This is a genomic window from Arthrobacter sp. B2I5, from assembly GCF_030816735.1.
GTDB lineage: Bacteria > Actinomycetota > Actinomycetes > Actinomycetales > Micrococcaceae > Arthrobacter.
In genome coordinates, this window is the sequence record NZ_JAUSYF010000001.1 from 2,908,177 (window position 1) to 2,931,158 (window position 22,982).

The 22,982-nt window shown below is 67.4% G+C and carries 19 protein-coding genes, 1 tRNA gene and 1 pseudogene; 7 read left to right on the plus strand and 14 right to left on the minus strand.

The window, feature by feature from the left end; translation table 11 throughout:
- Positions 1-103: 103 nt before the first annotated feature.
- From QFZ60_RS13690 to dusB, 4 genes are all read right to left on the minus strand, one after another.
- Positions 104-176: transfer RNA gene (locus QFZ60_RS13690), tRNA-Asn, on the minus strand.
- Between the two features lie 104 nt (positions 177-280).
- A complete protein-coding gene (dnaG, locus tag QFZ60_RS13695; protein ID WP_307091090.1) occupies positions 281-2,224 on the minus strand; it encodes a DNA primase in 1,944 nt (647 codons plus the stop codon).
- 88 nt (positions 2,225-2,312) lie between these two features.
- Complete coding sequence (locus QFZ60_RS13700) at positions 2,313-3,626, minus strand: deoxyguanosinetriphosphate triphosphohydrolase (RefSeq protein WP_307093316.1); 1,314 nt, start codon at positions 3,624-3,626, stop codon at positions 2,313-2,315.
- Positions 3,610-4,788: a tRNA dihydrouridine synthase DusB gene (dusB, locus tag QFZ60_RS13705; protein ID WP_307091092.1), complete on the minus strand. Its 1,179-nt coding sequence runs from the start codon at positions 4,786-4,788 to the stop codon at positions 3,610-3,612. Before dusB ends, QFZ60_RS13700 begins: the two co-directional genes overlap by 17 nt.
- A 138-nt stretch (positions 4,789-4,926) precedes the next feature.
- Here dusB and QFZ60_RS13710 point away from each other — a divergent pair, with 138 nt between their 5' ends.
- Positions 4,927-6,147, plus strand: coding sequence for a globin domain-containing protein (locus tag QFZ60_RS13710; protein ID WP_307091093.1), 1,221 nt, complete (start codon positions 4,927-4,929; stop codon positions 6,145-6,147).
- 32 nt (positions 6,148-6,179) lie between these two features.
- Here QFZ60_RS13710 and QFZ60_RS13715 read toward each other — a convergent pair whose 3' ends face one another.
- A complete protein-coding gene (locus QFZ60_RS13715; protein ID WP_307091096.1) occupies positions 6,180-7,619 on the minus strand; it encodes a YibE/F family protein in 1,440 nt (479 codons plus the stop codon).
- Between the two features lie 141 nt (positions 7,620-7,760).
- On the opposite strand from QFZ60_RS13715, the gene QFZ60_RS13720 reads away from it, so the two are divergent.
- Positions 7,761-8,552, plus strand: coding sequence for an alpha/beta hydrolase (locus tag QFZ60_RS13720; RefSeq protein ID WP_307091098.1), 792 nt, complete (start codon positions 7,761-7,763; stop codon positions 8,550-8,552).
- Between the two features lie 11 nt (positions 8,553-8,563).
- Positions 8,564-9,385, plus strand: a complete 822-nt coding sequence (locus QFZ60_RS13725; RefSeq protein ID WP_307091100.1) for a 1-acyl-sn-glycerol-3-phosphate acyltransferase — start codon at positions 8,564-8,566, stop codon at positions 9,383-9,385.
- A 67-nt stretch (positions 9,386-9,452) separates the two neighbouring features.
- On the opposite strand, the pseudogene QFZ60_RS13730 reads toward QFZ60_RS13725, so the two are convergent.
- From QFZ60_RS13730 to QFZ60_RS13740, 3 genes and pseudogenes are all read right to left on the minus strand, one after another.
- Positions 9,453-10,485, minus strand: a pseudogene (locus QFZ60_RS13730) (GNAT family N-acetyltransferase).
- Between the two features lie 2 nt (positions 10,486-10,487).
- Complete coding sequence (locus QFZ60_RS13735; protein ID WP_056338595.1) at positions 10,488-11,873, minus strand: glycine--tRNA ligase; 1,386 nt, start codon at positions 11,871-11,873, stop codon at positions 10,488-10,490.
- A 131-nt stretch (positions 11,874-12,004) separates the two neighbouring features.
- Complete coding sequence (locus QFZ60_RS13740; RefSeq protein WP_307091102.1) at positions 12,005-13,003, minus strand: DMT family transporter; 999 nt, start codon at positions 13,001-13,003, stop codon at positions 12,005-12,007.
- A 32-nt stretch (positions 13,004-13,035) separates the two neighbouring features.
- Between QFZ60_RS13740 and QFZ60_RS13745 the strand changes: the two genes are divergently transcribed.
- On the plus strand, positions 13,036-13,266 hold the full coding sequence (locus QFZ60_RS13745) for an RNA-binding S4 domain-containing protein (protein WP_142120922.1): 231 nt from the start codon (positions 13,036-13,038) through the stop codon (positions 13,264-13,266).
- Between the two features lie 80 nt (positions 13,267-13,346).
- Here the strand turns inward: QFZ60_RS13745 and QFZ60_RS13750 are convergent, their stop codons facing one another.
- The gene (locus QFZ60_RS13750; RefSeq protein ID WP_307091105.1) at positions 13,347-13,997 is read right to left on the minus strand and encodes an alpha/beta hydrolase; all 651 of its coding nucleotides are present in this window, start codon (positions 13,995-13,997) and stop codon (positions 13,347-13,349) included.
- Positions 13,998-14,075: 78 nt separating this feature from the next.
- Here QFZ60_RS13750 and QFZ60_RS13755 point away from each other — a divergent pair, with 78 nt between their 5' ends.
- Positions 14,076-14,945, plus strand: coding sequence for an SGNH/GDSL hydrolase family protein (locus tag QFZ60_RS13755; protein WP_307091107.1), 870 nt, complete (start codon positions 14,076-14,078; stop codon positions 14,943-14,945).
- 49 nt (positions 14,946-14,994) lie between these two features.
- Complete coding sequence (locus QFZ60_RS13760) at positions 14,995-15,570, plus strand: hypothetical protein (RefSeq protein WP_307091109.1); 576 nt, start codon at positions 14,995-14,997, stop codon at positions 15,568-15,570.
- A gap of 90 nt (positions 15,571-15,660) precedes the next feature.
- On the opposite strand, the gene QFZ60_RS13765 is transcribed toward QFZ60_RS13760, so the two are convergent.
- Together QFZ60_RS13765 and mmsB are read right to left on the minus strand one after the other, a co-directional pair.
- A complete protein-coding gene (locus QFZ60_RS13765) occupies positions 15,661-17,145 on the minus strand; it encodes a CoA-acylating methylmalonate-semialdehyde dehydrogenase (RefSeq protein WP_307091110.1) in 1,485 nt (494 codons plus the stop codon).
- 35 nt (positions 17,146-17,180) lie between these two features.
- On the minus strand, positions 17,181-18,101 hold the full coding sequence (mmsB, locus tag QFZ60_RS13770; protein ID WP_307091111.1) for a 3-hydroxyisobutyrate dehydrogenase: 921 nt from the start codon (positions 18,099-18,101) through the stop codon (positions 17,181-17,183).
- Positions 18,102-18,236: 135 nt separating this feature from the next.
- Here mmsB and QFZ60_RS13775 point away from each other — a divergent pair, with 135 nt between their 5' ends.
- Positions 18,237-19,145 (plus strand): LysR family transcriptional regulator, encoded by a 909-nt coding sequence (locus QFZ60_RS13775; protein WP_307091113.1) that lies wholly within the window; start codon positions 18,237-18,239, stop codon positions 19,143-19,145.
- Between the two features lie 16 nt (positions 19,146-19,161).
- On the opposite strand, the gene QFZ60_RS13780 is transcribed toward QFZ60_RS13775, so the two are convergent.
- The 3 genes from QFZ60_RS13780 to QFZ60_RS13790 form a co-directional block, all read right to left on the minus strand.
- Positions 19,162-20,304, minus strand: coding sequence for a zinc-binding dehydrogenase (locus QFZ60_RS13780; RefSeq protein WP_307091114.1), 1,143 nt, complete (start codon positions 20,302-20,304; stop codon positions 19,162-19,164).
- A 9-nt stretch (positions 20,305-20,313) separates the two neighbouring features.
- The gene (locus QFZ60_RS13785; protein ID WP_307091115.1) at positions 20,314-21,696 is read right to left on the minus strand and encodes an MFS transporter; all 1,383 of its coding nucleotides are present in this window, start codon (positions 21,694-21,696) and stop codon (positions 20,314-20,316) included.
- A gap of 164 nt (positions 21,697-21,860) precedes the next feature.
- Entirely contained in the window at positions 21,861-22,976 is a 1,116-nt protein-coding gene (locus QFZ60_RS13790) for a homoserine O-acetyltransferase (protein ID WP_307091116.1), read from the minus strand.
- Positions 22,977-22,982 lie beyond the last annotated feature (6 nt).

A 22,982-nucleotide genomic window follows, 5' to 3' on the forward strand; every position in this document is an offset into this window, starting at 1 on the left:
CAAAGGATTCCGGCACAAGGGAAATCGGCGGTTTTGCGGGCCCAAACAGCCCTTCCCGGATACAAAAAATCCCCGTTCCGGAGGCCGGAACGGGGATTGGAAGCTCCTCCTGCTGGACTTGAACCAGCAACCCTTCGATTAACAGTCGAATGCTCTGCCAATTGAGCTAAGGAGGAATGAAGCGGGTATTAGCCTAGCAAACACCTGCGGCGGAAACGAAATCGAGCCGGCAGTGACCTCTGCCACCCCGCCTGCCACCCCTCTGCGGAGCAGGCGCCGCCTACGACTCCGCCCGCAGGGCCCGGCGTTCCATTTCCAGCATCATCAGTTCGCGGTTGAGCCGCTGGTAGGTTTCCGGGTCCGCTGCGGCGTCGAGGCGCTGCAGCTGGCCCATCTTGTCCGCTTTGACGCGGGTGATCTGGAGCTCGAACAGCCTGGACAGGATGTCCCGGCAGTACTTCAGCACCGCTTCCTCCGTGTGCGCCGGCAGCGGCACCACGGAAAGCTCCGAGACCAGGGGCCGGAGCGGCTCCGGGACCTCGTGCATGACGTGTTCCACCCAGCGCACGGGATCCCCCACAAGCCCGGGCCCGGTGGCCCGCATGGCGTCATGGACGGCCTGGAAGGCCGGGGTGGCAAACCCGGCGGCGGCGAACCGGTCCCAGAACCCGCCTGCCAGCAGTGAGGGCTGCTGCAGCGCCACTTCCAGGGCCTGCCGTTCCATCGAGGCCACGGGGTCGCGCGGATCGGGGCGGTGATAGGAGGGGACAGCGCCCGACGCCGGCCCGGCAGCTACGCCGGGTCCCCCGGCCTGGGAGGCGCCGGAGTGGGCCGTGGATGGGTTGGCACCTCCCGCCTGCTGTTGGCCCGTGGCGGGGGGACGTCCCGCTTCGCCGCGCTTGATCGCCGCGGTAACCATGCGCAGGACCTCGTTGGGGTCCGGCATGCCCAGCCAGCCGGTCAGCGCCTGGCAGTAGCCGGTCCGGGTGGAGGCGTCGCGGATGGCCGCCACCACGGGCACGGATGCCTTCAGGCCCTGGACGCGGCCTTCCACGGTGTCCAGGTTGAACTGCTTCAGTGTGGTGCGGATGGCGAACTCGAACAACGGACGCCGGGACTGGATCAGGGCGTGCACGGCTTCATCCCCCCGGCTGAGGCGGAGGTCGCAGGGATCGGCCCCGGTGGGTTCCACGGCCACGTAGGTCTGCGCCGTGAACCGCTGGTCCTCCTCGAAGGCCCGGAGGGCCGCTTTCTGGCCGGCGGCGTCACCATCGAAGGTGAACACCACTTCTCCCCCGGTCCCGTCGTCTGACAACAGCCGGCGGGCTATCTTGATGTGCTCGGTGCCGAACGCCGTGCCGCAGGTGGCCACCGCCGTCGTAATTCCTGCAAGGTGGCAGGCCATCACATCGGTGTAGCCCTCCACCACCACCAGCTGGCGGTCCTTGGCGATGCTGCGCTTGGCGAGGTCAATGCCGTACAGGACCTGTGACTTCTTGTAGAGGGTGGTTTCCGGGGTGTTGAGGTACTTGGGGCCCTGGTCGTCCTCGTAGAGCTTGCGCGCGCCGAAGCCGATGGTGTCGCCGGCGATGTCCTTGATGGGCCAGATCAGGCGGCCGCGGAAACGGTCATAAATCCCCCGGTTGCCCTCGCTGAACATCCCGGTGAGCTTGAGCTCGGCGTCGGTGAAACCGCGGCCCCGAAGGTGCTTGAGGAGGGCGTCCCACCCCTGCGGCGCATACCCGCAGCCGAAGTGTTCCGCCGCTGCCCTGTCGAAGCCCCGGCCAAACAGGAAGTTCCTGGCCTCGGCGGCGCCGGGGGTGAGCAGCTGGGCGCGGAAGAACTCGTCCGCGATCTTGTGCGCGTCCAGCAGCCGCTGGCGGCGGCCCACTTCCTCGCGGTTGGGCCCGGTTCCGCCGTCTTCATAGCGGAGCTCGTAACCGATGCGGGCGGCCAGCTTTTCCACGGCTTCCTGGAAGGAACTGTGGTCCTGCTTTTGGACGAAGGCGATGACGTCGCCGTCCTCGCCGCAGCCGAAGCAGTGGTAGCGGCCCACCTGCGGCCGGACGGTAAAGGACGGCGAGCGCTCGTCGTGGAAGGGGCACAGGCCCTTGAAAGTGCCCAGCCCGGCACCCTTGAGCGTGACGTAGCCGTCCACAACTTCCTTGATGTCCGTGCGCTGGCGTACTTCGTCGATATCTTCACGTTTGATCAGCCCAGGCACAGAGCAATCCTAGTCCCGGGCACCGACCTTCGTGGCCCACGGTACGACGGCGGCCGGCACCCTGTTGCGTTCCTCACCACAGCGTTCCTCACCACAGCGAGGGCAGGCTCCCCACCAGGCGCTCGTACATGGCCAGGGCGGAACCGTCGGTGAGGGACGCCACCTGGTCGATGACCACGCGAAGGCGCGCGCCGTCGTCGTCGGCCGCCCGCCAGTCCGCCGCGAACATCGGTTCCAGGTGCCGGTCCCCCGTGGCGCTGAGGGCCGTCACCAGGGCGTGGAGCACCTCCCGCTGGCGCTCGTAGATGGGCTGCCGGTGTTCAGTGGTCATCACGAAGGTGGTGGCAAGGCCCTTCATCACGGCGATTTCCATGACGGTCTCGTCCGGAACCATGAGTTCGGCGTTATAGCGGGTGAGGTTCTCCGGCCCGTAGACGGCGCGGGTGGTTTCCAGGGCGCTCTGGCAGAACCTGCCGATCAGCTGGCTGGTCATGTTCTTCAGGGCCGCCATGGACCTGCGACTGCCGTCCGCCTCGCGCACCCACACGTCTGTGGCCTCCAGCCGGGCGAGTGCGGCATCGATGGCTGCGGGGTCGTTGTGCGGCAGGTACCACTGCTTGGCGTAGCCCACCACCCGGGCGCGGTGGTCCGGGTTGTCCATCCAGCGCAACTGGAAGTGGCCGGCAACGATCGCGTCCTCCACGTCGTGCACCGAGTAGGAGATGTCGTCCGCCAGGTCCATCACCTGGGCTTCCAGGCAGGTCCGGCGCTCCGGAGCACCCTCCCGGAGCCAGTTGAAGATGGGCAGGTCGTCCTCGTACGCGCCGAACTTGCTGGTCCGCTGGCCGTGGATCACCGGGGCTTCCAGGGCGGACCACGGGTATTTCGACGCCGCGTCAAGGCTTGCGCGGGTCAGGTTCAGCCCGGCGGGCCGGCCGTCAGCCGTGAGCACCTTGGGTTCGAGGCGGGTGAGCAGGCGGAGGGTCTGGGCGTTCCCCTCGAAGCCGCCAATGGCATGCGCCACCTCGTTGAGCGCCGATTCTCCGTTGTGGCCGAAGGGCGGGTGGCCCAGGTCGTGGCTGAGGCAGGCGGTGTCCACCACGTCGGGATCGCAGCCCAAGGCACGGCCCAGTTCGCGGCCCACCTGGGCCACTTCCAGGCTGTGGGTGAGGCGGGTGCGGACGAAGTCGTCGGTGTCCGGTGCCACCACCTGGGTTTTGGCGCCCAGCCGGCGCAGGGCCGAGGAATGCAGCACGCGGGCACGGTCCCGCTCAAAGTCTGAACGGTAGGTGCTCTTGGGCGGCTCCTCCACCCAGCGGGCGGAATCGTGCAGATCGTACCCGGGCAGCGCCAGGGCGGCGGTGGGAGTTCCTGCCGTCGGTGTTTCAGCCACCGGAAACATCCAGTTCGGCAGCTGCGATGTCCCGGGACTGGTCATCGTTCAGAGCCCGGGAGTCCAGCCAGTCCTTGGGCAGGGCAGGGCGCTTGGGCGAGCCGGCACGGCCGCGCGGTCCCTCGGCGTCCACTCCGGGATAGGGCGAATCCAGGTCCAGCTCGGCCAGGGTGTCCCGGAGCACCTCCAGGCTGGTGACCAGGGCAAGCCGGGTGCGCAGTTCCCCGCCCACCACATAGCCCTTGAAGTACCAGGCGATGTGCTTGCGGATCTCGCGCAGCGCCTTGCCTTCGTCGCCGAAGGTTTCCACCATCAGTTCGGCATGGCGGTAAACGCCCTCGGCCACCTGCCGCAGGTTGGGCCGGTGGCGGACGTCGCTGCCTTCGAATGCCGCCTGCAGGTCGCCGAAGAGCCAGGGCCGGCCCTGGCAGCCGCGCCCAACCACCACGCCGTCCACGCCAGTCTCACGCACCATCCGGACGGCGTCCTCTGCGGACCAGATATCGCCGTTGCCCAGCACCGGGATGTCGGGGAGCGCCTCACGGAGCCGGGCAATGGCGGACCAGTCCGCCTTGCCGGAGTAGAACTGGGCGGCGGTGCGGCCATGGAGCGCGACGGCTGCCACGCCGGCATCGCGGGCGATGCGGCCTGCGTCGAGGTACGTCAGGTGGTCATCGTCGATGCCTTTGCGCATCTTGATGGTCAGCGGAATGTTGCCCTTGGCGGCTTCCCTGACGGCGGTCTGCACGATCGAGGTGAAGAGATCAATCTTCCAGGGCAGGGCGGACCCGCCGCCGCGCCGGGTCACCTTGGGAACGGGGCAGCCGAAGTTGAGGTCGATGTGGTCCGCCCGGTCCTCCTCCACCAGCATCCTGACGGCGGCGCCGACGGTGCCGGGGTCGACGCCGTACAGCTGGACGGAGCGGACCTTCTCGTCGTCGTCATGCGAAATGATCCGCAGGGATTCGGGGGTCCGCTCCACCAGCGCACGGGAGGTGACCATCTCCGCCACATACATGCCGCCGCCGTACTCACGGCAGAGCCTGCGGAAGGCTGAGTTGGTGATGCCGGCCATCGGGGCCAGGATCACCGGGGTGTCAACCGTGATGGGTCCCAGCTTCAGGGGCGGGAGTTCCAGCTTGGGGGCGGGAGGAGTTGCTGCAACAGTCACCTGTCCATTGTTGCAAAGCCGGGCAAATCGGGCGTTTCCCGCCAGTGCCGAAGGGCCTGTCGGGGGTTTCGGCCCGGCTGTTAGCGTGTCGTGGAACCGGGCCTTGCCAGGGGGCCTGCCTTCAGAGGAGAGATCACCGTGCTGTCAGACACCGCATACCCCGTGATCCAGGCGACCCTTCCCGTCGTCGGCGAAAACATCCAGGAGATCGCCTCCCGCTTCTATGGCCACATGTTCGAGGAACATCCCGAACTGCTCAACGGCCTATTCAACCGAGGAAACCAGGCCGACGGCCGGCAGCAGCAGGCGCTGGCCGGGTCAATCGCCGCCTTTGCCGGCTTCCTCGTCAACGACCCCACGCACCTGCCGGACCACCTGCTGTCCCGCATTGCGCACAAGCACGTGTCCCTGGGCCTGAGCCCCGAGCAGTACCAGGTGGTGCACGACAACCTGATGTGGGCCATCGTGGATGTCCTCGGCGACGCAGTGACACCGGAAGTGGCCGCGGCGTGGGACGAGGTCTACTGGCTCATGGCCAACATGCTCATCAACAAGGAACGTGGCCTCTACGACGCCGTCCGGCTGAGCCCGGAGACCGTGTATCGCACGTGGCGGGTGGCCGAAAAAATCCAGGAAACCGGCGACGTTGCCAGTTTCGTCGTGGAGCGCACCGACGAGCGTGAGGTCAAGCCCTCCCTGCCCGGGCAGTACGTCACCCTCCGGATGGAGATGCCCGACGGCGTCCTGCAGCCCCGCCAGTACAGCCTCAACCAGGCCGACGACGGGCAGCACCGGCGCTTCGCCGTCAAGCGCGTGCGCACGGAAGGGAAGCCGGACGGCGAGATGTCCAACCTCCTCCACGACCACGTCGACGTGGGCGATGAAGTCACCCTTTCGGCGCCCTTCGGCGACGTTGTGCTCGAATACACGGACCGGCCCGTGGTGCTGGCCAGCGCGGGCATCGGGATCACTCCCATGGCAGGCATGCTGTCCCACCTGGTGAAGGCCGGCTCGCAGCGGAAAGTCATGTTCCTGCACGCGGACGACTCCCCTGCCTCCTTCGCGCTGCGGAACCAGGTGGCGGCGGACCTTGCCGCACTGCCTGATGCGTCCCTGAATACGTGGTTCCTCGATCCGGACGGCACCGAATCCTCCACCTCCGATGCGGGCGGGACCGTGCGCTCGGGATTCATGAACATCAAGGATGTCCAGCTGCCATCCGACGCCGAATATTACCTCTGCGGCCCGGTGCCCTTCATGCAGGCCGTCCGGACCGCCCTGGTGGGCGCGGGCGTCCGGCCCAAGGACATCCAGTACGAAGTCTTCGGCCCGGATCTCTGGCTGGCCGACTTCCAGTAGCAGCAGCTGGACAGCCGTCCAGGGGAAGGTCTTCAGCCGCGGTCGGCGCGGCGACCGCGCCGGCTGGGGACTTGGTCCGCAGGTTCGACGGCGGTGCGCCGGGTGCGTTCCTCAAGCGCGGCGGCGGCGAGCGCCCCCGTGTCCGTGACGCCGTCCGTAGGGACGTGCCCGTCGTCGTGCCTTGTACCCGGCTTTCCGTCCCGCACCGCACCGGTCACTGGTACGGCGTCTGGCGCCTTGATCCCGGTGGCCTTCACCACGAGCACGGCGATCAGGGTGGTGACCGGGATGGCCAGGACCAGCCCAATCGAACCCACCAGGGTCCGGATGACCTCTTCGGAGAGCTCGGCGCTGGTGAGGGTGTCCATCAACGGCCGGTCGTAGAGCATGACGATGATCAGGATCGGCAGTGCGGCGCCGGCGTAGGCGAAGGCGATGGTGTACACGGTGGAGGCGATGTGGTCGCGGCCAATCCGCATGGCCGAGGTGAACAGCTTACGGGCGCTGCTGGCCGGTGCCAGCTCGTAGAGTTCCCACACCGCCGAGGACTGGGTGATGGTGACGTCGTTGAGGACACCCAGGCCGGAGATGATGAGTCCGCAGAGGATCACGCCGGAGATGGAGATGTTTGCCGAGGTGTTGACCAGGGTGGCCGCGTCGTGGCTGCCCACCCCGGCGAGGTTGGCGGCATTGGTGGCCCAGGCTGCCAGCAGGGCGGTGATGGCAAGGCCGAAGATGGTCCCCAGGAGGGCCGTGGAGGTGCGCGCGGAGAATCCGTGGGCGAAGTACAGCACCCCGATCATGATCACGGTGGAACCTACCAGGGCCAGCAGCAGCGGCGGCTTGCCTTCCACCAGGCCCGGGAGCAGGAAGTTTGCGAGTACGAAGTAGGCCCCCACCAGCCCGATCAGGGCCCGGAGTCCGCGCCACCTGGCGACGGCGATGACCACCGCCGCGTAGAGCACGGCAAGCAGGACAATCGGCAGCGTCCGGACGAAGTCCACGAAGATGTACGCCGGGGAGCCCTGCGACCCCGTGGCCCCCTGGGCATTGGAGAGGTTTAGGTACCGGATCTGGTCCCCGGGCTTAACCCCGTGGGAGGAGGCCACGTCCGGGTTGATGACAACCTTCACCGGGCTTCCACCCTTGTCCGGCTCGGTGAAGGCGAAGGTGCAGTCCGAGCCCTGGCCCGGCGGCTGCTGCGCGGAACCCTGTTGGCCGGTTCCCTGCTGGCTGTTGCCTTGTTGGCCTGCGCCCTGCTGGCTGAGGCCCTGCGTGCAGTTCTCGGTCACCACGTTCTGGATGGTGCCCGTATCAAAAGTGACCCCGGGGGCCGTGGAATAGGGGTTGGCCAGCGAGACACCTTCCTTGCTGCCGGACGGCCACAAAGCGGCCATCCCGGCCAGGGTCAGCAGCGCCAGCGGAATGAGCACCGCGGCAAGGATGCGGTTCGCCTTGCTGCGGGCAGCCATCGCCTGGGGCGTCGGCTCCGAATGATCCAAGGAAGCGTGGGAGTGACCGGCGCCCATCAGCAGTACAACCTCATACGTTGAACTCTACGTGGGCCGCCATAGGGTTTATAAATGGACCATCGGGATGGGGAGGAACCAGGCATGGACAACCGTGATACGCCGGGAAGCGGCAGCGGGGCAGGAATTCGCGGGGCCGCCGAAGGCGGAGTGCAGTCGGGCCAGGTGACGGCCACACCCGCCCATCAGCCTGTCCTGAGTGTCCTCGAAGCAGCAGGTGACACCAGGGGCGTGGTCCTGGTGCTTCACGGGGGCAAGGCCCACAGCCGGGACCCGGTGGAGGCCCGGCACCTCAGCCCGGCCCGGATGATTCCCTTCGCCAGGCACCTGCACCGCGCCGGCCGGAAGCACGGACTGGCCGTCTGGTCCCTGCGCAACAGCGTCCGCGGCTGGAACGGCCCTGACATGTCCCCGTTGCAGGACGCCCGCTGGGCGCTGCGGCAGATCGCCGAACGCCACCCGGACGTTCCGGTCTTCCTGCTGGGCCACTCCATGGGCGGCCTGACTGCGGTATGTGCAGCGGACCACCCCCAGGTGGAGGCCGTGGTGGCGCTCGCTCCGTGGCTCAGCCCGGCAACTCCCGCCACCGCCGTCGCCGGCAGGAAAGTCCTCATCATCCACGGCACCACGGACCACATGACCAGCCCCTCGCAGTCCCTTGCCTTCGCCCGCCGGGCCTCTGCAGATGCGGGGAGCATGCAGTACGTGGCACTCAAGGGCGTAGGGCACTTCATGCTCCGCAAGGTCCGCGTGTGGCAGACCCTCGCCACCGGCTTCGTCATCAAGTCCTTTGCGGAGAGCACCGGCGCCCCGGTCCGGCCGTCGCCGGCCTTCTCGCAGCTGCTGCCGGACTCATCCGTCCAGGTCACCCTTTAGGAGTTTTCGGCATGCCCTGGCGTCCGCCGTCCAACGACCGGTTCTATCGGCTGATCGTCCGGACCGGGCAGTTCCTGCGCTGGGCCCTGCGCCTGGACATCCAGGCAACGGGCCTGGAGCACCTGCCGGACAAGGGAGCGCTCAGCGGGCCGTCCCGGCGGGTGGATCCCGGGAAGGGTGCGGTGTTCGCCGTCACGCATTTCGGCTACCTGGATTTCGCCGTGCTCGAGCTGCTCCTGTGGCGGCACGCCCGTGCGCAGCTTCGGTTCCTGGTCCATCAGGGAGCGGCGGATCATTGGCTTGCCGGCCCTGCCATCAGCGCAAGCGGCCACGTCGTGGTGGGATACACGGACCGTTCGGATGCCTATGACGCTGCGGTGGCCAAGCTGCGCGATGGCGAGTACCTTGCCGTGTTCCCGGAGGCGGGGGTCAGCCGCAGCTTCACCGTCCGCGAGTGCCGCACGGGCGCAGTCCGCATGGCTGCCGAGGCAGGCGTACCGGTGATTCCGGTATCTGTCTGGGGCGCGCACCGGGTACTGACGCGCGGCCACGGCTTTTCGCTGCGCCGCAGCTGGCGCGCCCCGGTGCGGGTCCACATGGACGAACCCATGATGTTTCCGCCAGGCAGCGACGCGGAGGCGGCCACGGACATGCTGCGCAGCACCCTGCAGTCGGGAATCGACCGCTGCATCGCCGGCTTCCCGCTCGATCCCGGATCCGACGCGTGGTGGATGCCTGCGCACTTGGGTGGGAGCGCCCCGACGGACGCCGAGCGGCAGCTGCTCGACGCAGCCGACGCAGCCGCGGGCCGCCGTCGTAATCCCCGCAACTAGGTCGCAGCAGATGTCGGAATGGAGCTCCATAACGACATCTGCTGCGACCTGGTTGGGTAGCGGCGGCTTAGTCCGAGACCACCAGGGTTTCCGCGCCCGCCAGCCGTGCCTTGCCACTGTCCAGGAGGGGTTCGACGGCGGCACGCAGGGCGGTCATGGAATCGTCCAGTTCCAGCATGACCGGGTGCTGGTAGGCGATCAGGGCCAGCATGTCGCGGACGGCCTCAGCGGCATCATCAGCATCCAGCGAAGGCTCGTGACCCACGAAAACGTCGGTGGGCGTTTCGGGTCCGGCAGCATCAGTCCCCGGTGCGGCGTCCGGGTCAGCCGGGGCAGCGTAGCTGACAGCGAAGGCCCGGATGCGGCCCTTCTTGCTGGGGGCAACCCCCGCCCCCGAATGCGGATTCAGGCTGGGCCCGCAGCACAATGGCGCCGTGGGCTCCGGTGAGTTCGTCCAGGAACAGCTTCTGCACCTGCCCCACGGACAGGACGCCGGGAGAGTCCCAACCGTGGATGGAGGTGTAATACCTGCCCACCACGTCGGTCAGCTCCACGGATCCCGTTGCAAGGTCCATCACGACGTCGGAGCCGGCGTTCTCGCCGCTGGCCGCGCCGCCGCCGTCCTTGGCCGGGAACACCGGAAGCCGCAGGGCGCCGGGCTCCACCACCACAAGGCGGGAACGCTGGATGGGCGCCAGGCCGAACGCTTCGGCGAAGGCGGCACCCGCGCTGCCGGGCTCCACCTTTGCGCGCAGCTTGCTGACGCCCGACGGCGCGTGTTCGGCTTCGCGCCGCAGCATGGCCAGGAGGCTGGCCCCGATGCCCGCACGGCGGTGGTCGCGGGCCACCTCGATGTAGCACCAGAGGCGTTCCGGGTGCAGTGACGCTTCATAGACGACGCCGGCGGCCACCGCAATGCCCACGCCGTCAATGACGTCCTCCGCCACGATGCAGCGCCGCCACGGGGATCCGTCCCTCCCGTTGGAGGACACGGCGAGGGCGCCGCGGAATTGCCGGGCCTGCGCGGTGTCCGGGTCGCCCCAAATTTCCAGGAGCGACAGGTCGTCGCCGTCCCGCCACTCGCGGTATTCGATGGCCACTGCTATGCGCCGATCAGGCGTGCGGCCAGGTAGCCCTCCACCTTGTCCAGGGAGACCCGCTCCTGGCTCATGGTGTCCCGCTCGCGGATGGTGACTGCCTGGTCTTCGAGGGTGTCGAAGTCCACGGTGATGCAGAACGGGGTGCCGATCTCGTCCTGGCGGCGGTAGCGGCGGCCGATTGCCCCGGCGTCGTCGAAGTCGATGTTCCAGTTCTTCCGCAGCTGCGCGCCGAGGTCCTTGGCCTTCGGTGACAGGTCCTCATTGCGGCTCAGCGGCAGGACGGCGGCCTTGACCGGGGCCAGGCGCGGGTCCAGCTTCAAAACGGTGCGCACGTCCACGCCGCCCTTGGCGTTGGGAGCCTCATCCTCGGTGTAGGCGTCCACCAGGAACGCCATGAAGGACCGGGTCAGGCCCGCCGCGGGCTCGATCACGTACGGGGTGTAGCGCTCGTTGGTGGCCTGGTTGAAGTAGCTCAGGTCCGTGCCGGAGGCCTTGGCGTGGGTGGAGAGGTCGAAGTCGGTGCGGTTGGCGATGCCTTCCAGCTCGCCCCACTCCGAGCCCTGGAAACCAAAGCGGTACTCGATGTCCGTGGTGCCCTTGGAGTAGTGGCTGAGCTTCTCCTTGGGGTGCTCGAAGAAGCGCAGGTTCTCCTCGCGGATGCCCAGGCCGGTGTACCAGGCCATGCGCTCCTTCATCCAGTACTGGTGCCATTCCTCGTCGGTGCCGGGCTCCACGAAGAACTCCATTTCCATCTGCTCGAACTCGCGCGTGCGGAAGATGAAGTTTCCGGGCGTGATCTCGTTGCGGAAGGACTTGCCGATCTGGCCGATGCCGAACGGCGGCTTCTTGCGGGAGGTGGTGAGGACGTTGTTGAAGTTCACGAAGATGCCCTGGGCGGTTTCGGGGCGCAGGTAGTGCAGGCCTTCCTCGTTGGCCACCGGGCCCAGGTAGGTCTTGAGCAGGCCGGAGAACTCCTGCGGCTCGGTCCACTGGCCGCGGGTGCCGCAGTTGGCGCAGGCAATGTCCTTCAGGCCGTTTTCGGCGGGACGGCCCTTCTTTTCCTCGTACTCTTCCTCGAGGTGGTCGGCGCGGTAGCGCTTGTGGCAGGAGAGGCACTCCACCAGGGGGTCGGAGAAAACCTCGACGTGGCCGGAGGCTTCCCAGACCTGGCGGGGCAGGATCACCGAGGAGTCCAGGCCCACCACGTCCTCGCGGCCGCGGACCATGGACTGCCACCACTGGCGCTTGATGTTTTCCTTCAGTTCCGCGCCGAGGGGGCCGTAGTCCCAGGCAGAACGCGAACCTCCGTAGATCTCACCGGCCTGGAACACGAAGCCCCTCCGCTTGGAGAGGGAAATGACCTGGTCGAGGACGGATTTTGCTGCCATGGGGTAACTCCAATTTCTACAGGGCCGCTGGGTGCGGTCCGCGGGTTGTCGGGCCCCGGCCGCCGTATGCCTGGAGGCACAGTGGGCTGCCCGCCGGGGCGAATGAAGGAAGATGGTGGAAAGCTCGTGTCCTAGCGTACCGGCCGCTGCCTCCGGAGCGCGCCCCGCGGCCAGGGCAGGGTTGCCAGGATAATGGCGGCGAGGGTCAGCAGGGTCCCGAGGACGGTGGCCGGAGCCACGACGGTACCCGGCGTGGGCAGCGCAAGGTCCAGGGCCAGCGAGCCCAGCAACTGCCCGGCAATCATGCCCAGCCCGGTGACCAGCACGCCCAGGCTGCGGACCAGGAGGGCGCCGAGGCCGATGAAGACACACCCCATGGGACCACCCAGGTAGTACCACCATTCGGACGGCAGCGGGTTGGCGGGACCGGCCACCGCCAGCTTCACCGCCAGCGCGGCCCAGAGCACGGTGCAGCCGGCCACGAAGTTGACCAGCGTTGCCGCGATTGGTGTGCCGTAGTGGACGGTGGCGGTGCCGTTCATGGCCTGCTGGAAACTCATGAGGAAGCCCGCGGCCACAGGCAGCAGGATGGGAAGCAGCAGGGAAGCGGGACCGCCGTCGGAGCCGCCGGCTCCCGCGCCGCTGAACCGGGGCGACACCGCCCATGCCACCGCGGCGATGGTGAGGACACAGCCGATGATCCGGATGCCGGTGACGGATTTCTTCCCGGCCGGCCCGATTCCAAGGCGGTCCACCAGCAGGCCGCTTACGGTCTGCCCGGTCACGGTGGCCACGGTGAACAGGGCTACGCCCAGGATGCCCACCGTGAAGGACTGGGCAAAGACGAACAATGCGCCGATGGCGCCGGCCACCACGTAGATGCGGGGAAAGGCGCGGTTGCGGACCGCCGGGAGGATGCTTGCCAGCCCGGCCCGGCCGCGCGGCAGGAGCAGCGAAATGACAATCATGACCAGCAGCCCTGTGCTGAAGCTCACGGCCGCGGCGGCGATTCCGTCATTGAGCCGGGCACCCAGGGCCCCGTTGATGCGCCCTTGGACTGGGATGGCAAGGCCGGAACCCACGGCCAGCGGCAGGCCTGCGAGCACCGGCAGGCGGGGAGGGGAGGTCATTGAATCCACCTTAGTTCAGGCATTATTGCTGTATGAGCAACCCCATTGACGACGTCCCCATCCGCGACAGCATGATCCGGCTGGGCCAGCTGCTGAAGCTCGCCAACCTCGTGGAGGACGGGGTGGAGGCGGCTGACCTCATCAAGAACGGACTGGTCAAGGTCAACGGCGAAATCGACGACCGCCGCGGCCGCCAGCTGCACAACGGCGACATCGTCACCGTCAACGGCCACTCGGTGAAGGTTGTGGCACCGGAGGGCTGACCTGGCAGGTGCCGTAGGGCTGACCTCCGACCCAACGGCGGCGGGCAGGCCTCCCAGGCCGCCGCGCCGCCGTCGTACGCCTATTTGTTCAGCACCTCATGGGTGAGGAACTCCCCCACGTGCCCGATCTCCTGCTGGTTGATGCCGTGCCACATGCCGGTGTAGAGCACCTTGGTGAGCTTGACGTGCTTGCGGACCCAGCCCATGGTGTACTCGATTTTGTCCTGGGTGATCACCGGATCCTGCTGGTCCCGGCCCCAGAACAGGGGCACGGTGCCGTCCAGCTCGCCGTCCTTGAAGGACGGGTCGCCGGCGGCGTCCACCACGAAGCCGGAGAGTCCGACGACGGCAGCGAAGTCCGTGGGCCGCTGCCGCAGGAGCGTGGTTGCCATCGCCATGCCCATGGAAAAACCGAGCAGGGTCACCGATGGGTGCCCCACCCGGATTTCGTCGATCCAGTCGAGGACGTACTCCGAGGCCTTCTTGACCCGGTCCAGCGAGTAGTCGATGGAGGCCGTGAGCGGGAACCACGTGAAGCCGGGGCCCATGGCGATGGGCGCGCGCACGGACGCGACGGCGAAGTCCCCCGGCAGCAGGTCAGCCAGGCTGAGCAGGTCCTGCTCATTGGCGCCGTACCCATGGAGGAGCACCAGCAGCGGCTTGCCGGTGCGCTGGTCCTCCGGATGGGACCACAGGACAACGGGGGCAGGAAATACTTCGGCGTCAGTCATGGTTTCAATTCATATCAGTTACCCCCAAGTAACAACCTACGGTCGCGTAGGCAGCAAGGCGGAAGGCAGGATAGGACCGTGACTGACGCAAGCGACATCCAGGCCCCGTCCGTACACCCAGGATCCCACCCGTGGACCCGTTATGTGGCGATGGGCGATTCCTTCACCGAGGGCATCGGCGACCCCGAACCCTCGATCCCCGGCGGCCACCGCGGCTGGGCCGACAGGGTGGCTGAAGAGCTGGGCAGGACCCAGCCTGGCTTTGCCTACGCCAACCTTGCCGTCCGCGGCCGCCTGCTGCAGCAAATCGTGGACCAGCAGCTTGCCCCTGCCCTGGAGCTGAAGCCGGACCTGGTGACCCTGTCCGCCGGCGGCAACGACCTGATCCGCCCCGGCGGGGACCCGGACACACTGGCCGAGAAGCTCGATTCCGTGGTGCAGATCCTGTCCATGGGCGGCGCCACCGTGGTCCTGTTCAACGGACCGGACACGGGTTCGTCGGTGCTGGGCAGGATCCGCAGCAAGGTGGCGATCTACAACGAGAACCTGCGGACAGTCGCGGCGCGGCACGACGCCATCATCGCCGACATGTGGTCGCTGCGGCAGTTGAGCGACCCGCAGATGTGGGACCAGGACCGGCTGCACTTCTCCCCGCTGGGCCACCACACCATCGCGGCCATGGTGCTGGACTCGCTGAACGTGGAGCATTCGCTGGAACCACTGCAGCCCAAGCCGCTGCCGCCGCGGACCTGGCGCGAGGCCAGGAGCGGGGACTTCGTGTGGGCGCGCGAATACTTTGTGCCGTGGGTGCTGCGGCGGCTGCGCCACCAGTCCTCCGGTGACGGCATCACGGCAAAGCGGCCGACGCCGGGTCCCGTCTTTGGTCCGGGCGTTCCCTTGGGATCCGGCGAGGGTCCGCTGGGAACGGCGGAGCCCAGCCGCCGGTAGGGCCGCCCGGGGTTAGGCTGGAAGGACAACACTCGAGAGGTGCGGCACCGTGAGCAGCCTGTTTTTCTGGATCATCATCCTGTCCTTCGTCATTCCCATGGCCATGCGGATGTACCGGCGCTCCATGGCGCGGCGGGACCGGGACCAAAGCCTGCCCGGCCGCTTCCCCGACCAGTTCCCGGGGCAGCAGCCCGGGCAGTACGGACAAGGCGGGTTCCCGGGCCAGTACCCGGGCTCGGCCGGGCCGCAGAGCAACCAGCCCCGCGACGGCTACACCCAGCAGGACTACTTCTCCGGCGGCTTCCGCAGTATCCAGCGGCCGCAGCCCACGGGCGAGCCCCAGCCGCTGCCCTACCAGTACGGGCAGCCGCCCATGCCGGGGACCGGCTACGGTGCCCCGCAGGAACCGCCGTTCCAGCAGCAGCCGTTCCAGGAGCCGCCCGTACAGCAGGGACCCGCCCAGCAGGGGCCGGGCCAGCCTTCGGCGCCTGCTACTCCCCCGCCGCCGGCCGCCCCGCAAGGGTTCCGTGCCCGCAAGCTCGCAGAGCTGGACCAGCAGTACAGCAACGGTGAGCTGTCCATGGAGGAGTACATGAAGCGGCGCAGCGACATCATGAACGGCTAGCTGCCTTGGGAACAGCCAGGCCGGGGACCGGTTGCCGGTCCCCGGCCTGCTGTGTTTAGTGCAGTGCACCTGTGTTTAGTGCACCTGTGCTTAGTCCACCTGCGGGAAGCCCAGGTCAATCACCGAGGTGGCCGGATCCGGCCAGCGCGTGGTCACCACCTTGCCCCGCGTGTAGAACCGGATACTGTCGGGGCCATACATGTGGGTGTCACCGAACAGCGAGTTTTTCCAGCCGCCGAACGAGAAGGTGCCGACCGGGACCGGAATGGGCACGTTGACGCCCACCATGCCTGCTTCGGCGTCGAACTCGAACTGCCGCGCCGCCCCTCCGTCGCGGGTGAAGATGGCGGTGCCGTTGCCGAACTCGTTGTCGTTGACCAACTTCACGGCGTCGGCGTAGGTGTCCACGCGGACCACGGACAGGACCGGGCCGAAGATCTCGTCGTCGTACACCTTCATGCCCGGCTTGACGTGGTCCACCAGGCTGACGCCGATGAAGAACCCGTTTGAATCAAACTGCTGCGAGCGCCCGTCCACCACCACGGTGGCGCCTTCGTTCTCTGCTCCCGAAACATAGGAGGCCACCCGTTCACGGTGCTCAGCGGTGATCAGGGGACCCATCTGGGAGGCGGGGTCCGTTCCCGGGCCGATTTTGAGGCCGGCCATGCGGGTGGAGATGGCCTTCACCAGGTCGTCCGCGATGTTGCCTACGGCCACCAGGACGCTGACAGCCATGCACCGTTCGCCGGCTGAACCGTAGGCGGCGGAAACCGCCGCGTCGGCAGCCATGTCCAGGTCGGCGTCGGGAAGGACCACCATGTGGTTCTTTGCGCCGCCCAGGGCCTGCACCCGCTTGCCGTGTTCTGCCGCCCGCTTGTAGATCGATTGGGCGATGGGCGTGGACCCGACAAAGCTGACTGCCTTGACGTCGGGGTGTTCCAGCAGGACGTCGACGGCTTCCTTGTCCCCCTGGACCACGTTCAGCACGCCCGCCGGCAGGCCCGCTTCGGCGAAGGCCTCGGCGATGAAGACGGCGGCGGATGGGTCCTTCTCGCTGGGCTTCAGCAGCACGGTGTTGCCACAGGCCAGGGCGCTGCCGATCATCCACAGCGGCACCATGGCCGGGAAGTTGAACGGCGTAATGCAGGCAACCACGCCCACGGGCTGGCGGACGGAGTGCACGTCGACTCCGGTGGTGACCTGCTCGGACCGCTCGCCCTTGAGCATGTGGGACAGGCCGGTGGCGAAATCGATGTTCTCCAGGCCGCGCGCAATTTCGCCCTCTGCATCGGAGAGAACCTTGCCGTGCTCGCTGGTGAGGATCGCGGCTAGTTCAGACTTCCGCTGGTTCAGGATCTCGCGGACCTTGAAGAAGATGGTGGTACGCCTGGCCAGGCTGGTGGCACGCCAGGCAGGGAGCGCAGCACGGGCGGCCACGATGGCTTCCTCCGTGCGGGCCGCCGAGGCAAGCGCCACCTGCTTATCCTGTTCACCCTTGGCGGGATTGAACACCGGACCGAAGCGGTCTGCGTCGCTCACGCGGGTGCCGTTGATGTAGTGCGGAATGGTTTCCAAGGGGAGTCTCTTTTCCTGCGTTGCTTGCGGCGGGGCTAGTTGGCGGACGGTGCCGGGTGGGCGGTTTCGAGTGAGCCGTCCACGAGCTTGATGATCATTGAGCAGTCCTTGCCGGCATCACCTGAGTCGATGAGGCGCTGGAACAGTTGCTGGACGTGCCTGCCGATCTCCAGCGGTGTGCCGGTATCCTCGGCCGCGCTGATGGCCAGGCCAATGTCCTTGTTCGCCAGCTCGGTAGTGAAGGTGGGCGCGAAGTCATTGTTCGAAGCGGCGGTGGGAACCACACCCGGCACCGGGTACCAGGTCCGCAGCGCCCAAGAGTCACCCGAGGAGACCGAGGCAATGTTCCAGAAGACCTGCTTGTCCAGGCCCAGCCGGTCTGCGAGCACTGCACCCTCTGCGGTGGAGGCGAGGTTGATGAAGAGCATCAGGTTGTTGCAGATCTTCGCGGCCTGCCCGGTGGTGGCGCCGCCGGTGGGGATGATGTTGGCCGCCATGGGGCCAAAGTAGCCCGTGGCGTCCGCCACCGCGCCCTCTTCGCCGCCCACCATGAACGTGAGGGTTCCTGCCTCGGCCCCGCTCATTCCGCCCGACACCGGGGCGTCCACGAAGCGGAAGCCGGCGGCAGCAGCGGCGCCGTGCAGTTCCTGCGCCGAGGCGACGTCGATCGTGGAGGAGTCAACCAGCAGCGTGCGGGTGTCCGCGTGCGCCAGCACGCCGTCCGCACCCAGGTACACCGCGCGGGCATGTTCACCCTTTGGCAGCATGGTGAACACGGCGTCTGCACCGTCCACCGCTTCGGCGATGCTGGCGGTCCGTTTGACGCCGCCTGCCTCAGCCGCTGCCAGGGCGGTGGGATTGAGGTCGAAACCGCGGACATCGTGCCCGGCCTTCACCAGGTTCACGGACATGTGGCCGCCCATGTTGCCCAGGCCGATCCAACCGATAACTGCCATGCGTAAGCTCCTTTGCTTCCATTCCAGCCTTGCTGCCGGCATGTCTGTGTCAACGATCACACCCTGTTAGAGTGCAATCAAGGGGAAAAATTACAGAGACCATGTGCATTGCTGCACATCGATGGAAGGACCGGCGTGGACCCCAGACGGTTGCCCAGCCCCGACGACCTGCTCATCCTGCTGACGGTTGCACGCCTGGGCCGCTTCAACGCCGTGGCGGAAACACTGGGGACAACCCACACCACCATTTCCCGACGCATCCTCGCCCTGGACAAGCAGCTGGGCGGCCGCACCCTGGAACGGAGCCCGCACGGCTGGGAACTGACGCAGCTCGGCGCCGCCGCGGTGGAGGCGGCAGAGACAATCGAGGCCACGCTGGGCTCGCTGTCCGGCCTGATCAGCCAGGACCAGAGTGCCCTGGCCGGCCTGGTCCGCGTCGCCACGACGGACGGCGTGGGGGCCGTCTTCGTGGCCCCGTCGCTGGTGCGGCTCCAGCAGCAGAACCCGCAACTGAACGTTGAAATGCTCAGCGCCACCCGGAAAGTCAGCCAAAACCGGTCGGGAGTGGACCTGGAAATTGTGGTGGGACGGGCCGAGGTCACCAGCGCACAGACCATCTTCCTGAGCAACTACTACCTGCGCCTTTACGCCAGTTCCGCCTATGCCGCCCGGAATGGCCTGCCGGAAAGGCTCGACGACGTAGGGCAGCACGGGTTTGTCTCTTACGTGGAGTCCGCACTCCAGGTGGCGGAGCTGGGGCCGCGCTGGTCATCGGAGCTTCCCGTGCCCAGGACAAGCTTCCAGGCCACCAGCGTGTTCGCCCAGGTGGAGGCGGTACGGCAGGGCGCGGGCATTGGGCTGCTGCCCAACTTCATGGTGGCGGAATCCGACCATTTTGTTCCCGTCCTGGCCGCCGACTTCGAGCGGCAGCTCCCTATCTGGGCCGTTGCCCGCCCGGAGTCGCTCCGCTCGGCCCCAGTGCAGGCCGTGATCGGGGCACTCAAAGAGGAGATGAAGGAGCGCGCCGGGCTGCTGGCAGGTTAGGCCGGCCTCGAAGGGCTCAGGCCTGGAAGAGCCGCCGCACCACCTGCCCGGATGCCAGCGCATCAAGGCCCTCGTTGATCTCACTCAGTGGCCGCGTGTCCGTGTGCAGCAACTCAACGAGGAGCCTGCCCTCCCGCCAGAATCCGAGGTATTTCGGGATGTCGCGGGAGGGCACGGCATCCCCCATGTAGGAGCCCAGCAGCCGTTTTCCCGCTCCGGCAAACTGCAGGGCGGGTACCGTCAACTGGGCGGACGGATGGGGCAGGCCCACCGAGACCACGGCACCTCCCCGGGTAACCTGCTCCAGGCAGGAGGCAATGACGCCCGCCGAGCCCACGGCCTCGATGGCAACGTCCACGCCGTCACCGGAGGCTTCCGCAATCAGCCGGGCCGCGTCCTCCGGAGTTCCCACCGACGTGGCCCCGGCGTCGCGGGCCAGCTGGTGCTTGCCCTGGTTTGGATCAATGGCAATCACGCTGGCTGCCCCCGCAAGGCGCGCTGCCATGACGGCGGACAGGCCCACCGCGCCGAGCCCGAACACTGCCACGGACTGGTCGGGACCGACTCCGGCTGTGTTGAACACCGCACCCATTCCGGTGAGCACGGCGCAACCAAACATCGCGGCAACCGTGTCCGGGACGTCGTCGTCAATCACCACCACCGATTCCCGGGCGACTACCGCGTAGTCGGCAAAGGCCGAGACGCCCAGGTGGTGGTTGATGCGCTCCCCCGCCGGCGTCCGCAGCAGGGCCGGCCCGTGCAGCAGGTCTCCGGAGCCGTTGACCTCCGCTGCGCGGTGGCATAGGGCCGGCCGGCCGGACAGGCAGGCCCGGCATTTCCCGCAGCTGGGCACGAAGACCAGCACCACGTGGTCGCCCACCGCCACGTCGGCCACAGCTTCGCCGACGGACACCACCCGCCCCACGGCCTCGTGGCCCAGGGCCATGGGAAGCGGCCGGACGCGGGAACCGTCCACCACCGAGAGGTCCGAATGGCACAGGCTGGAGTAGGTGATGGCAACACCAAGCTCACCGGCCCGCGGCTCCGGCTGCTCCAGTTCCTGCACCAGCAGCGGGCCGGCATCGGAGTAGGTCCGTTTCCCGGGTCCGGCCCCCGGGGTGGGGGCCGGAACGGTGGAGTATAGGACGGCGGCTTTCATGGGAACCTGCTACTTCTTGTTGGCGGCAAGGAGGTCGGCGGTGCCCTGGGCGTCGGCGGCGTCCACGTCGTGCAGCGAGATGCCGCGGGTTTCCTTCAGGAAGAAGACCGCGACGGCGGTAATGGCGCAGGCGATCAGCAGGTAGACGGCCACGGGGACGGAGGACTTGTAGGTGCCCAGGAGCGAGGCGGCGATGATCGGAGCCAGCGAACCGGCCACGATCGAGGTCACCTGGTAGCCCAGGGACACCCCGGAGTACCGCATCCGCGTGGGGAACATTTCCGCCATGATGGCAGGCTGACCTGCGTACATGAAGGCGTGGAACACCAGCCCGATCATGATGGCGGCAAGGATGATGGCATCGTTCTTGGTATCCATCATGGGGAAGGCGAAGAAGCCCCAGGTGGCACCCATGACGGCGCCGGCCATGTAGACGGGTTTACGGCCAAAGCGGTCCGACAGCTTGCCGACCATGGGCACCACCGCGAAGTGCACGGCGTGGGCCAGGAGCAGCAGGAGCAGGATGCGGGTGGTGTCGGCCTGCACCACGGTCTTCAGGTAGGTGATGGAGAACGTGACCACCAGGTAGTACAGGATGTTTTCCGCGAAGCGCAGGCCCATGGCGGTGAACACGCCGCGGGGGTAGCGCCGGAAAACTTCGGCCACACCGTAGCCCTTGTGGCCGGCCTCGACCTCCTTGCGGGCCTCCAGGAAGATGGGTGCGTCGTTGACTTTGGTCCGGATGTAGTAGCCGATCAGGACGATCACCGCGGACAGCCAGAACGCCACGCGCCAGCCCCATCCCAGGAAGGCGTCCTGGGTCAGCGTGGAGGACAGGATGAACAGCACGGCCGTGGCCAGCAGGTTTCCGAGCGGCACTGCAGACTGCGGCCAGCTGGCCCAGAATCCGCGGGACTTGCTGGGGCTGTGCTCGGCCACGAGGAGGACGGCGCCGCCCCACTCCCCGCCGACGGCAAAGCCCTGGGCAAACCGGAGCACCACCAGCAGGGTGGGAGCCCAGTAGCCGATCTGCTGGAAGGTGGGCAGGCAGCCCATGAGGAAGGTGGAGACGCCCACCAGGATGATGCTCAGCTGCAGTAGCTGCTTCCGGCCGAACTTGTCGCCGAAGTGGCCAAAGACGATCCCGCCGATGGGGCGGGCCACGAAGCCGACTGCGTAGGTGAGGAAGGCGGCGATGATGCCGTCCAGTTCGGTGCCGGCGTTGGGGAAGAAGGCCTTTCCGAACACCAGCGTGGCGGCGGATGCGTAGAGGAAGAACTCGTACCACTCCACGACGGTTCCGGCCATGGAGGCCGTCACCACCTTCTTGAGGCCTGAGGCCTTGACGTCGGTTTCCTCTGTACGCCTTGCGGCGGAGCTTTCCGTACTCATGTGAACTCCTTCAGCGTCGTCGTCGACACCACGGGGACCAGTCAATGGCGGCCGGATGTGATGCACACCACGAACGCCGGATTCGATTGAGTATGGTCTGCCTGCCGTGCAACCTCAACGCCGATTAGTGCAGAAGGCATCTGCAGGAATGCACATGCGGGGCCTCAGGCCAGGAAGGTGCCCCTCAGCTGGCTGCCCAGCTGGCCGATTTCGGTCAGGAACCCGTCGTGCCCGATCGGGGCCCGGATGACGTGCACCTCGACATCCCCGGGCAGGGCCTGGGCCAGTTCATGGGATTGGGACGGAAAATAGAGCCGGTCGGAGTCGACGGCGGCAACGAGGAAGCGTGCAGTTGACCTGGCCAACGTCTCTGCGAGGCTCCCCCGGCCCCGGCAGATATCGTGGCTCATCAACGCTTCGGTCAGGGCAATGTAGCTGTTCGCGTCGAAGCGCTTCACGAGCTTGTTGCCCTGGTGGTCCAGGTAGCTTTCCACCTGGTAGCGGCCCCGGGCGGCCAGGACTTCGCCCTTCAGGGGCGACTCGGTCGCCTGCGGTGACCGGCCGAAGCGGCCTTCCAGCTCGGCTGCGGAGCGGTACGTGATGTGGGCGATGCGCCGGGCAAGGGCCAGGCCGTCTTCCGGGCTGGGACCGCCGTAGTAGTCGCCGCCGTTGAAATTCGGATCCTGCCGGATGGCCAGCGTCTGGGCCTGCGCGAAGGCGATCTGCTCGGCTGTGCTTGCGGCCCCCACGGCGATGACGGCACAGCGCTGCACCCTCTCCGGGTAGGTCACGGCCCATTCCAGGGCACGGGCGCCGCCCATGGAGCCGCCCAGGACGGCGAACCAGCTCTTGATGCCCAACTGGTCTGCCAGCCGGGCCTCCGCCACCGTGCTGTCCCGCAGGGTGACGAGCGGGAAACGGGAGCCCCAGGGGGATCCGTCCGGGGCGGCCGACGACGGGCCCGTTGATCCGTAGCAGCCGCCAACAATGTTGATGGACACCACGAAGAACCTGTCCGTGTCCACGGGCGCGCCGGGACCGGCCAGCTGTTCCCACCAGCCTTCCTCGTCGGTGTCGCCACGGGTCACGTGGGTGCTTCCGGTCAGGGCATGCTCAATCAGGACGGCGTTGCTGCCGTCCGCGTTAAGCGTGCCCCAGGTTTCGTAGGCCAGCGTGACGTCCGGGAGGTAGCCGCCGGCTTCAAGTTGCAGTCCCCCAATGGAGGCGTAGCGGACGATTCCGTGTTCGGGGATGGTGGTTCGGGCGACGGTAACCGTCATGGCAAG

Excerpts from the sequence above, each read along its gene's own strand:
- QFZ60_RS13700 (WP_307093316.1), bottom strand. The coding sequence starts at position 3,626 with ATGTTTCCGGTGGCTGAAACACCGACGGCAGGAACTCCCACCGCCGCC.
- QFZ60_RS13715 (WP_307091096.1), bottom strand. The coding sequence starts at position 7,619 with ATGGCTGCCCGCAGCAAGGCGAACCGCATCCTTGCCGCGGTGCTCATT.
- QFZ60_RS13720 (WP_307091098.1), top strand. The coding sequence starts at position 7,761 with ATGGACAACCGTGATACGCCGGGAAGCGGCAGCGGGGCAGGAATTCGC.
- QFZ60_RS13725 (WP_307091100.1), top strand. The coding sequence starts at position 8,564 with ATGCCCTGGCGTCCGCCGTCCAACGACCGGTTCTATCGGCTGATCGTC.
- QFZ60_RS13735 (WP_056338595.1), bottom strand. The coding sequence starts at position 11,873 with ATGGCAGCAAAATCCGTCCTCGACCAGGTCATTTCCCTCTCCAAGCGG.
- QFZ60_RS13740 (WP_307091102.1), bottom strand. The coding sequence starts at position 13,003 with ATGACCTCCCCTCCCCGCCTGCCGGTGCTCGCAGGCCTGCCGCTGGCC.
- QFZ60_RS13745 (WP_142120922.1), top strand. The coding sequence starts at position 13,036 with ATGAGCAACCCCATTGACGACGTCCCCATCCGCGACAGCATGATCCGG.
- QFZ60_RS13750 (WP_307091105.1), bottom strand. The coding sequence starts at position 13,997 with ATGACTGACGCCGAAGTATTTCCTGCCCCCGTTGTCCTGTGGTCCCAT.
- mmsB (WP_307091111.1), bottom strand. The coding sequence starts at position 18,101 with ATGGCAGTTATCGGTTGGATCGGCCTGGGCAACATGGGCGGCCACATG.
- QFZ60_RS13780 (WP_307091114.1), bottom strand. The coding sequence starts at position 20,304 with ATGAAAGCCGCCGTCCTATACTCCACCGTTCCGGCCCCCACCCCGGGG.
- QFZ60_RS13785 (WP_307091115.1), bottom strand. The coding sequence starts at position 21,696 with ATGAGTACGGAAAGCTCCGCCGCAAGGCGTACAGAGGAAACCGACGTC.
- QFZ60_RS13790 (WP_307091116.1), bottom strand. The coding sequence starts at position 22,976 with ATGACGGTTACCGTCGCCCGAACCACCATCCCCGAACACGGAATCGTC.